The sequence below is a fragment of the Halorubrum sp. SD690R genome (assembly GCF_005435035.1).
Taxonomy (GTDB): Archaea; Halobacteriota; Halobacteria; order Halobacteriales; family Haloferacaceae; genus Halorubrum; species Halorubrum ezzemoulense.
This window is the reverse complement of sequence record NZ_SGTV01000033.1, coordinates 19,635-29,694: the sequence shown is the minus strand read 5'-3', so window position 1 is coordinate 29,694 and position 10,060 is coordinate 19,635. Positions and strand designations below refer to the sequence as shown.

9 protein-coding genes, 1 tRNA gene and 1 pseudogene are annotated in these 10,060 nt (G+C 69.5%); 8 read left to right on the top strand and 3 right to left on the bottom strand.

The window, feature by feature from the left end:
- Positions 1-143: 143 nt before the first annotated feature.
- A pseudogene (locus tag EXE41_RS15660) lies at positions 144-1,052 on the bottom strand (PQQ-binding-like beta-propeller repeat protein); the annotation flags it as partial.
- A 343-nt stretch (positions 1,053-1,395) separates the two neighbouring features.
- On the bottom strand, positions 1,396-2,103 hold the full coding sequence (locus EXE41_RS15655) for an enoyl-CoA hydratase/isomerase family protein (protein ID WP_086215610.1): 708 nt from the start codon (positions 2,101-2,103) through the stop codon (positions 1,396-1,398).
- A 59-nt stretch (positions 2,104-2,162) separates the two neighbouring features.
- On the opposite strand from EXE41_RS15655, the gene EXE41_RS15650 reads away from it, so the two are divergent.
- Positions 2,163-2,825, top strand: coding sequence for a hypothetical protein (locus EXE41_RS15650; RefSeq protein WP_049931667.1), 663 nt, complete (start codon positions 2,163-2,165; stop codon positions 2,823-2,825).
- Positions 2,826-2,923: 98 nt separating this feature from the next.
- Positions 2,924-2,995 (top strand) — tRNA-Thr (locus EXE41_RS15645).
- Between the two features lie 19 nt (positions 2,996-3,014).
- Here the strand turns inward: EXE41_RS15645 and EXE41_RS15640 are convergent.
- On the bottom strand, positions 3,015-3,431 hold the full coding sequence (locus tag EXE41_RS15640) for a dual specificity protein phosphatase (protein WP_086215611.1): 417 nt from the start codon (positions 3,429-3,431) through the stop codon (positions 3,015-3,017).
- 148 nt (positions 3,432-3,579) lie between these two features.
- On the opposite strand from EXE41_RS15640, the gene EXE41_RS15635 reads away from it, so the two are divergent.
- From EXE41_RS15635 to EXE41_RS15610, 6 genes are all read left to right on the top strand, one after another.
- Positions 3,580-4,581 (top strand): hypothetical protein, encoded by a 1,002-nt coding sequence (locus tag EXE41_RS15635; RefSeq protein WP_086215612.1) that lies wholly within the window; start codon positions 3,580-3,582, stop codon positions 4,579-4,581.
- Between the two features lie 96 nt (positions 4,582-4,677).
- Positions 4,678-5,616, top strand: a complete 939-nt coding sequence (gene lipA, locus EXE41_RS15630; protein WP_086215613.1) for a lipoyl synthase — start codon at positions 4,678-4,680, stop codon at positions 5,614-5,616.
- 121 nt (positions 5,617-5,737) lie between these two features.
- Positions 5,738-6,859 carry a branched-chain amino acid ABC transporter permease gene (locus EXE41_RS15625; protein WP_049931671.1) on the top strand — a complete coding sequence of 374 codons (1,122 nt, stop codon included), beginning with the start codon at positions 5,738-5,740 and terminating at the stop codon, positions 6,857-6,859.
- Complete coding sequence (locus EXE41_RS15620; protein ID WP_049931673.1) at positions 6,856-8,205, top strand: branched-chain amino acid ABC transporter permease; 1,350 nt, start codon at positions 6,856-6,858, stop codon at positions 8,203-8,205. Before EXE41_RS15625 ends, EXE41_RS15620 begins: the two co-directional genes overlap by 4 nt.
- The gene (locus EXE41_RS15615; RefSeq protein ID WP_137691480.1) at positions 8,198-9,151 is read left to right on the top strand and encodes an ABC transporter ATP-binding protein; all 954 of its coding nucleotides are present in this window, start codon (positions 8,198-8,200) and stop codon (positions 9,149-9,151) included. The genes EXE41_RS15620 and EXE41_RS15615 overlap by 8 nt, the downstream gene beginning before the upstream one ends.
- Positions 9,148-9,969 carry an ABC transporter ATP-binding protein gene (locus EXE41_RS15610; protein ID WP_176450659.1) on the top strand — a complete coding sequence of 274 codons (822 nt, stop codon included), beginning with the start codon at positions 9,148-9,150 and terminating at the stop codon, positions 9,967-9,969. Before EXE41_RS15615 ends, EXE41_RS15610 begins: the two co-directional genes overlap by 4 nt.
- Positions 9,970-10,060: the final 91 nt, after the last annotated feature.

Below are 10,060 nucleotides of genomic sequence, written 5' to 3'. Positions count from 1 at the left end.
TTCTATTACCCCAAGTTCCGCAAGTTCCGATAGCCTCTGGCCGAAGGCAGGACGGTCTTCATGCATACCCGCTTTTGCCGGGCCAGAGGCACTAATGCTCCTGGTTCCGCCAGTCTACTGAAGAGCGCCGGGTCTAGTCCGAGGGTGTCTCGCCCGGTCGAGACGTGGAGTTGATCGAACGCCAGTGCGAACGAGTGGTTGAGTGAATGGACGCCGGCGTGGAAGTCTGCGTCGTGGGTCCACTTCACGTCCCCGGACGACGCATCGAGGGCGTACACGTTCACGTCGTCACCGCCGACGAACACCTGGTCCGCGGTGGCGGTCGGTGTCTGAATGATCTCCGCTCCGATTTCGACGGACCACTCCTGCTCACCGCTCTCAAGGTCGTACGCGACGACGCTTCGACCGTTCCCGGCGAAGAGCGACCCGTCCGCGATCGCCGGCGGTGTCGTCGCTCGGTACGTGGTGACCTTCGAACCGTCGGTCGCCGAGAAGGCGTCGATCGTGCCGCCACCGCCCGCGTAGACGGTCGAGCCGTCGACGACGAGCGAACGATAGATCGAGCCCGAGGCGTTCTGCTGCCACCGTTGTTCGCCGGAGCTCAGATCGAACGCGAAAACGTTCCCGCTCGCCGTTCCCATGATCAAATTGCCGCCGGCGACGGCCGGCGCACCCGTTATCCGACTCCCGTCTGCGGCCCGCTTCCAAACAGTTTCGCCCGTGGTCGTGTCGATCGCGTACACGTTCGGCCCGCTGTCCGAACAACACACGTAGGCCGTCTTCCCCACGCCTACGGGTGGTGACTCGACGGTCCCTTCGGGAGACAGCTGCCACTGGACGTCTACGTCACGCCTCGCGTGCCGGAGGTTCGGGGCGTGTCCCGAGTTTGCCGAGTCGAACTGATACATGTGAGTTCCACTCAGGAAGACGTCGCCCGTGGCTCGGATGGACGCCCGGCCGACCGGTACGTCCGTGCCGGCGGCTCGTCCGGCGAAAGTGGCCCCTATTCCTGTGGCACAACACGTCTTCAGGAACTCTCGACGCGAGACCATGATAGTGACATTCTGAACACACATAATAAATAGTTGTTATTGAGGAACTCGACTGTCCGGCCCGTCGGACGCGTGTCGGGCGCTCCCGTCGGGGTGAGCGTCGCCGCCTCCCTCCCGACTCCAGTATGTACCACCCCGGCGAACGAGCGGATCCGGACAGCGGTCACAGAACCTATCCGTAGCGCGGTAGAACGGGGAACGTTTTTGCTTTCGGATACGTTTAGAAACGCGGAGCCGGCGGCCGTGGGATCGTGGTTCCGGGCCTTCGCAGTCCGCCAGAAACGATACGCGACCCAACGCGACCCGGGACGGCGGAGCGACGCCGACGCCGCGATCTCCCCGCTCACCGCTCGCGCTGTCGCGCGATCTCGTCGGCGTGGGCGTCGTGAAGGTCGGCGAACGCCGCGGCCTCCGCGCGCTCCTGCGCCCCGTCGTCCCGACGGTCGCGGAGCCGGCGCTTGATCACTGCCAGCGCGTCGGCCTCGCCCGCCGCTATCTCGTCGGCCACAGATCTGGGGTCGTCGACGACGCGCGAGACGAGCCCGGTCCGGAGGGCGGCCTCCGCGTCAAGTACCCGTCCCGAGAGCGCGACGTCGAGCGCCTCCCCCTCGCCCATCACCCGCGGCAGTCGCACCGTTCCGCCCCACGCGCCGAACAGACCGAGGGAGACCCCCGGCTCGGCGAACGTCGCCCGCGGCGTCGCGACGCGCACGTCCGCCGCCAGCGCCAGTTCGACGCCGCCGCCGCGGGCGGGACCGTCGACCCCGCAGACGACGGCCGACGGCGAGTCCTCGATCGCGGCGGCCACGCGCTGGCCCCGCCGCGCGAACGTCTCCGGGTCGTCGAGCGCCGCGACCGCGTCGAGGTCGGCGCCGGCGCAGAAGGCGTCGCCCGCGCCGCGGAGGTACGTCACCGGCGCCCGGGGGCCGGCCGCGGGCGGTTCGAAGGCCTCGCGCAAGGCGGTCAGGTCGGCGGGGCGCAGCGCGTTGCGCGCCTCGGGGCGGTCGAGCGTGACGACGCGCACGTCGCCGTCGGTTCGGGTTCGGATCACGGGACGGAATCCCGTTCGTTTCCAAAGGTCTTTGCCCTTCGCTCGTCTACCAGTTACCAATGGACGATGCCGCGCGAGCGCGTGACGCCGCGCGCGAGGCGCTCGCGGACGTCGAGCCCGAACAGCTCCGCGAGGCCCTCGACGCGCGAATCGGCGAGGCGGCGGTGACCCCCGGCGTGCTGGCGCTGGTCACCGCTCGCGCGCTCGACCCCGACGTCGAGCTCGGCGACGTGACCGATCGCGCCGCCGGCGTACAGCTCATCTACGAGGGGTTGCGGCTCACCCGTACGGTGGCCCGCGAGGAGCCGTGGGTGACCGCGCCGACCGCCGCCGACATCGACGCGGACATGGACATCCTCGCTGCCGACGTGCTCGTCTCCCGCGGCTTCTCGCTCCTAGCGTGTACCGACGCCGCCCGCCCCGCGGTCGACGTGGTGCGCGCGTTCGGCCGCGACCAGACGCTCCGCGACCGCGAGGGGACGGACGCCGAGACGGCGGTCGGGCTCGACCGCAACCTGGAGGTCGACGCGCTGGAACTCGCCGTCGTCGCCGGGACCACGGCGGTCGGCGGCGACCCGCCCGAGGAACTCCTCGCGTACGCCCGCGACCTCGCGGCCGACTGCGACGGCGAGTTCCCGCCCGCGGGCCGGGCGCTACCTGAGACGACCGCCGACCGTATCGCCGATATCTCGGATCGCGCCGTCAGCGCGACCGATCGGTGACCGGATCGGGGACGACGCCGGAACCGGTCCCGATTCCCGGACGTCGCGCCCGCGGATCGAAACCCATAAAGTCGAATCCGGTCAACGACTGAGTGCGTGCCTGGGTAGCTTAGCGGTAAAGCGCGTCCTTGGTAAGGACGAGACCCCGAGTTCAAATCTCGGCCTAGGCTCTTCCTGCGACCTCGCCGCTCATTCGCTACCTTCGGTTACGAACGTCGCCGCCCGCCGGACCAGCGCGTCGTGCGGGTCGACTTCGGATCGCCGCGCGAGCACCTGCTCGAACGCCTCGTCGAGGCCCCTGTCCGTCAGTCGCGCCATCGCCGCCGCGGCGACCGCCGGGCTGCGGGAGGCGCCGGCCGAGCAGTGAACCAGGACGCGCTGTCCGGCCTCGCGCCGCTCCACGACCGTCTCCGCGGCGGCGGCGAACGCCTCGTACTCGTTTCGCGGCCCGTCCGTCATCGGCGCGTCGACGCGAGCGACGGCGCCGGTGTCCGGGTCGTCGTACGTCAGCGACACGACGGCGTCGACGCCGCGGCGCCGGAGCAGCGACTCGTCTTCGGCGTCCGACATCGTCCCCACGAGGAGCCCGGGGGCGACCTCATCCATTTTTACACACGCCGTTGGCCGGCCGTTCGGACGCGACCGGATTAAACGCACCTCGTTCGCGGCACGGTTTATCCGACGACCGACGGCGGTCGGGAGCTCGCCGCCAGTACGCGGTTCCTTTATTTCCCGTCGCCGACCGACAAGCCACATGGGCAAACACGAGCGCGGCTGGGTCGAGGCCACGGAGAAGCTGACGGCGCAGCTCGCGAACGGCGCGGAGCCGGACGCCGACCTCGAAGAGCGGGGGCGACCCGATCTCGGCGAGGCGCTCGCCGATCGGCTCCGGAGCGACTTCCCCGACCTGACCGCGGTTCGCCACGCCGGCAACTCCTACGACTCGCTGGGCGATCTGATCGTCGAGTCGCCCGACGGGGAGACGTTCGTCGAGGCCAAGTTCGTCGCGAGCGGCGGCACGCGGGCGAACCTCGGGCAGGACACGCTGACGCAGTTCGGGCTCTTCGAGGACGCGACGGCGTGGAGCGACTTCCGCGAGGAGATCAGGTTCCCCGAGGACCGCGAGGCGCTCCTTCGCGAGTTCGACGGCTACCCGGACGACGTCCGCGACTGGTCGTACAAGTCGGCGGTGTACGACCGCGCGAAACACCTCAAGAACGTCCTCGACGTCTCGCGGGGGCAGAACACGGGGTCGCGGGCGGACGAGGTCCTCGCGGACTCGGACGCGACGGAGAGGGAGCGCGAGGCGGCCCGGATCGTCAACGCGATCCTCGACCTCGACCGCGAGGAGAAACTCGCGTACTTCGACCACCTCCGCGAGGCCGAGCAGAACCCGCGCAACGTCGAGACGTTCGCGCACCTGATCGTCTGCGGCTACCACACCGCCGACGCGCTCGAAGCACACTTCGACGACGACCTTGAAGAGATCAAGCGGCTGCTCGAAGCCGACGCCTACCGCCTCTACGAGGTGAACAGGAACAGCGGGACGGTGTCGGTCGAGAACCCCTCGGAACTGCTCGCCGGGTTCGACTGGCGGGACACCCGCGTCGAGATCCCGGAAGACGGGACCTCCGTGAGCGTGGTGACGGGACCGCCGGGCGACCGGCGGCGCGTGCTGAACATCGCGTACAACTGGAAGAACAAGTTCCAAGGGATCCAGACGCCGTCGATGAACGTGTTTGTCCCGGAGGCATGAGCCGGGGCGGTCCCGAGGCGTGAACCCGCGGTCGGCGAGACCCCGGGCCGCCTCGGCGACCCGCATCCTTTTGCGCTCGGACGCTAAGGATCATCCATGTCACGCGGCCGCCGGAAGCCGGACTGGCTGAAGTCGCGCCCGCCGTCCGGGAGTCGGTTCACGGAGATCAAGTCCACCCTCCGCGAGCACGACCTCCACACGGTCTGCGAGGAGGCGAACTGCCCGAACATGGGCGAGTGCTGGTCGGGGAACGACGGCCCGGGCACGGCGACGTTCATGCTGATGGGCGACCGCTGCTCGCGCGGCTGTAACTTCTGCGACGTCGAGACGGGCGGGATGGAGCCGCTCGACCCGGACGAGCCCGCCAACGTCGCGGACGCGGTCGCGGAGATCGGGTTAGACTACGTCGTCCTCACGTCCGTCGACCGCGACGACCTCGCCGACAGCGGGTCGGCGCACTTCGCCGAGACGATCCGGGCGATCAAGCGCCGCGACCCCGAGATCCTCGTCGAGACGCTCATCCCGGACTTTCAGGGCGACCCGGAAGCGATCGATCGCATCATCGACGCCGGGCCGGACGTGATCGCCCACAACGTCGAGACGGTCGAGCGCCTCCAGTGGCCGGTCCGGGACCGCCGCGCGAACTACGAGCAGTCGCTCGCCGTCCTCGATCGGGTCGACAAGAGGTCCGACATCCACACCAAGACGAGCCTCATGCTCGGCGTCGGCGAGTACGACCACGAGGTGTACCGGACGCTCGGCGACCTCCGCGAGGTCGGCGTCGACGTGGTCACCTTCGGCCAGTACCTCCAGCCCTCGCGCTCGCACCTCGACGTGTTCGAGTACGTCCACCCCGACGTTTTCGAGACGTGGCGGCGGGTCGCCGAGGAGGAGTTCGACTTCCTCTACTGCGCGTCGGGCGCGATGGTCCGGTCGTCGTACAAGGCCGGCGAGCTGTTCGTCGAGGCGCTGTTGCGCGAGGGCCGCTCGCCGGAGGCGGCGCGGCGTCGGGCGCGGGCCGCGGGCGGCGACTGAGGCCGCGTTCGGGACGCGGCGGGGGGTGACAGCTGTCAGGCGCTTTCGAGGTATCGATGTTTGTCCGAACAGCGAGTTATTTACCGCTCGGTGATCCACCCTGTGTCAGTGAGACGTACACATGGGAACAACTGACTCGTCGATCGTCGACGCGGCGCGGGCTCGGCCGGGGCTTCTCTTCGTCGTCCTCCTTGCGGGCCTGCTCCTCGTCGACCTCGCGGCGAAGCTCGCGGGTGTCGGCCTCGGCCCGATAGGAGGGTCGCTCTCCGTCGACCGGCTCGGCTCGAACCTCTGGAACGGGGTCGTGATCGGCCTCGTGATCGGGCTCGCGGGGATCGGCCTCTCGATGACGTACAGCATCCTCTCGTTCGCGAACTTCTCGCACGGTGACCTCGTCAGCGTCGGCGCGTTCTCCGGGTGGGGCGTCGCGTTCCTGATCGCCGGCCTCGGCGACATCCCGGTCCGCGCGCTCCTGACGGTCCGCGACGCCGGGAACGCCTCGCCGGGCGACATCGGCGCGCACATCCTCACGACGCCGGGCGCGATCCTCGTCGGACTGGTCGCGGCGTTCGTCGTCACGGCGCTGCTCGCGGTGGCGCTCGACCGCGCGTTCTACAAGCCGATGCGGGATCGCGACGGGATCTCCCTGCTCATCGCCTCTATCGGCGCGGCGCTCATCGTCCGTTACCTGCTCCAGTTCGGGTACGGCTCCGACCGGCGCGGCGTGACCGCCAGCGTCGACGCGTCGAACCTCGCGTTCGACCCGCTCGGGCTCTCGGTGAACGCGCACGAGCTCACCATCCTCGTGGCCGCGGTCGGACTGATGCTCGCGATGCACGGCATGCTCCAGCACACGAAGCTCGGCACCGCGATGCGGGCGATGGCCGACAACAAGGACCTCGCGCTCATCACCGGCATCCCGGCCGAGCGCGTCGTCACCGCCACGTGGATCATCGGCGGCGGGCTCGCGGGGGCGTCCGGCTACCTCTACGTGCTGCTCCGCGGGACGATCCAGTTCGACTTCGGCTGGCTCCTCCTGCTCCTCATCTTCGCGGCCGTGATCCTCGGGGGGATCGGCTCGGTGTACGGCGCCATCGTCGGCGGCCTCGTCATCGGCGTCGTGTTCACCACCTCGACGATCTGGATCCCCTCCGACTTCAACCAGGCCGCCGCGTTCGCCGTGATGATCCTGATGCTGTTGTTGCGCCCAGAGGGACTGTTCGGCGGGGTGACGACCGCATGAGCGACGCCGACGCACCCGGCGGCTCCGCCTCCGGGCCGTCCGCGGGCGGGTCGGAGGCGCCCGAGAGCGCGACGGCGGCGCTGGTCGAGGCCGCCCGCGAGAGCGACCTCGGGCTCGTGGTCGGGACGCTGCTCGCGATCTACGCCGCGGCGACGCTGCTGACGTTCACCGACGGGCTCAACAGCGTCGTCGGACTCCTAGAGACGCTGACGTTCCTCGGGCTCGTCTACGCGCTCACCGCGCTCGCGTTGAACCTCCAGTGGGGGTACACCGGCCTCTTCAACATCGGCGTCGCCGGGTTCATGGCCGTCGGCGTGTACACGATGGGAATGGTCGTCCGTTCGCCGGACCCCGCCTTCGGGCCGCCCGGGCTCGGACTGCCGCTCCCGGTCGGCATCGTCGCCGGAATGGGCATGGCGGCGCTGCTCGGCGGGGTCGCCGCCCTGCCGGCGCTGCGACTCAAGGCCGACTACCTCGCCATCGTGACGCTCGGCCTCTCGGAAATCGTCCGCCTGTCGCTCCAGTCGAGCGCCTTCGACAACTTCCTGCGCGACACGATCGGCGCCGGAACGGGCGGGGGTCGCGGGATGGGGATGCCGGACAACCCGGTCCGCGACCTGTTCCTCGTCGACGGGCAGGCGGGGACGCCGACCGCGTTCGGCGACCTCGTCTTCGGCGTCTTCGGGAGCGATGGCCTCGGCATCTCGCAGCCGATCCTCATCGGGTGGGGGTACATCGCCGTCCTCGCCGCCTTCCTCGTCGGCTTCTACCTCCTGCTCGAACGCCTCGGCCGCTCGCCGTTCGGCCGGACGATGAAGGCGATCCGGGAGGACGAGCTCGTCGCCGACTCGCTCGGCAAGGACGTGAACCTCGTGAAGATCAAGGTGTTCGTCATCGGCTGCGCGCTGATGGGGCTCGCTGGCATCCTCTGGTTCGGTAGCCAGGGCAACGTCTCGCCGACGCCGCAGTTCCGGCCGCTCCTCACCTTCTACGTGTTCATCGCGGTGATAATCGGCGGGTCGGGGTCGAACACCGGCTCCGTCCTCGGCGGGATCGTCTTCGCGGCGGTACTGTTCGAGGGGCCCCGCCGCGTCGGCGGGACGGTCCGGGGACTCATCGACGCGCAGACGCCGCCGTCGTTCGCCGACGCGGTCGCCTCGCTGGACCCGGTGACGTTCCTCGCGTACGCGACCGAGAACGTCGCGCCGCTCCAGTTCGTCTTCCTCGGGCTCGTGCTGGTGTTCATCATCCACCGACGGCCCGAGGGGATCCTCGGCGACCGGATCGAGACGGCCGCGGCCGTCGACCTCTCCGAGCGGCCCGCCGGAGGTGAGAGCGATGAGTAGCGACGCCCCCGACCCGAGCGACTCCGCCGAGACCGACGCGGACGCGCCCAACCCGGGAGACGTCGCCGCCACCGACCCCGTCACCGCGACGACGGACGGAACGATCGGCGAGCCCGAGGCGAACGACAGCGAGGTGGAGGAGGCGGCGAAACACGTCCCGTCGGGGTCTCCCTCGGGGACACCCCCGCTCCGCGTGGAGGGGTTAGTCAAGCGCTTCGGCGGCGTCACCGCCGTCGACGGCGCCTCCTTCGAGGTCGAGTCCGGCTCGCTGACCGGGCTCATCGGGCCGAACGGCGCAGGCAAGTCAACGACATTCAACTGTATCACCGGGGTCCACGAGCCGACCGGCGGGTCGGTGTACTTCGAGGGCGAGGAGATCACCGGCCTCAAACCGCACCAGATCGCGCGGGAGGGGCTGGTTCGGACGTTCCAGATCGCCCGCGAGCTCTCCGAGATGACCGTCTTGGAGAACCTCATGCTCGCGCCGCAGGGGCAGCTCGGCGAGTCCGCGATCCGCGCGGTGACGCCCGGGCTCCGCGGCGCCGTCGTCGAGGAGGAGACCGCGCTCCGCGAGCGGGCGTGGGAGACGCTGGAGTTCTTCGAGATCGATCACCTCGCGCACGAACACGCGGGGAACCTCTCCGGCGGACAGCGAAAGCTGCTGGAGATGGCCCGGGCGCTGATGACCGACCCCGAGATGGTGCTGCTCGACGAGCCGCTCGCCGGGGTCAACCCGACCTTAGAGGAGAAGCTCCTCGACCGGATCCACGACCTGCGCGCGGACGGCTACACCTTCCTACTCGTCGAGCACGACATGGACATCATCATGGAGAACTGCGAACGCGTCATCGTCATGCATCAGGGCAGCGTGCTCGCCGAGGGGACCGGCGAAGAGATACGGAACGACGAGCGGGTCATCGAGGCGTACCTGGGTGAGGAGCTATGACGGCCGACGCAGCGGCGGACGACGCGGAGACGACAGCCGCCGAGACGGAAGCGAGCGAAGTCGGTGATTCGGACGCGACTGCCACCGCCGGCACCGACCACGCGATCGACGGCGACGCGATCCTACGCCTGCGCGACCTCGACGCCGGGTACGGCGACCTCCAGATCCTCTCCGACGTGGTCCTCGACGTGGCCGACGGGGAGTACGTGACCGTCGTCGGGCCGAACGGGGCCGGGAAGTCGACGGTGATGAAGACCGTCTTCGGGCTCACGACCCACATGGGCGGGACCGTCGAGTTCGAGGGGGAGCCGATCCACGGGCTGGCGCCCGAACAGATCATCCGCGAGGGGGTCGGCTTCGTCCCGCAGAACGACAACGTCTTTCCCGGACTCAGCGTCCGCGAGAACCTCGAAATGGGCGCGTACATCCTCGACGAGGTGCCTGAAGACCAGATCGAGACGATCTACGACCGCTTCCCGATCCTCAGGGAGCGCAGCGAGCAGAAGGCCGGAACCCTCTCCGGCGGGCAACGGCAGATGGTCGCGATGGGGCGAGCGCTCATGCTCGACCCCGACCTCCTGCTGCTCGACGAGCCCTCGGCCGGCCTCGCCCCGGACCTCGTCTCCGACATGTTCGACCGGATCGACAGGATCAACGATGGGGGGACGGCGGTGCTGATGGTCGAGCAGAACGCGAAAGAGGCGCTGCGCCGCTGCGACCGCGGGTACGTGCTGGTGAACGGCGAGAACCGCTACACCGACCGCGGCGACGTACTGCTCGCGGACGAGGGCGTGCGACAGGACTTCCTGGGCGGGTAGCCGTCCGCCGCGTCGCACTCGTGTCAGGGGTCGGCGGCGACGCGAGGGCAGGGGGCTGGTGCCGACGCGGACGGACCCCGTCCGTTTAACA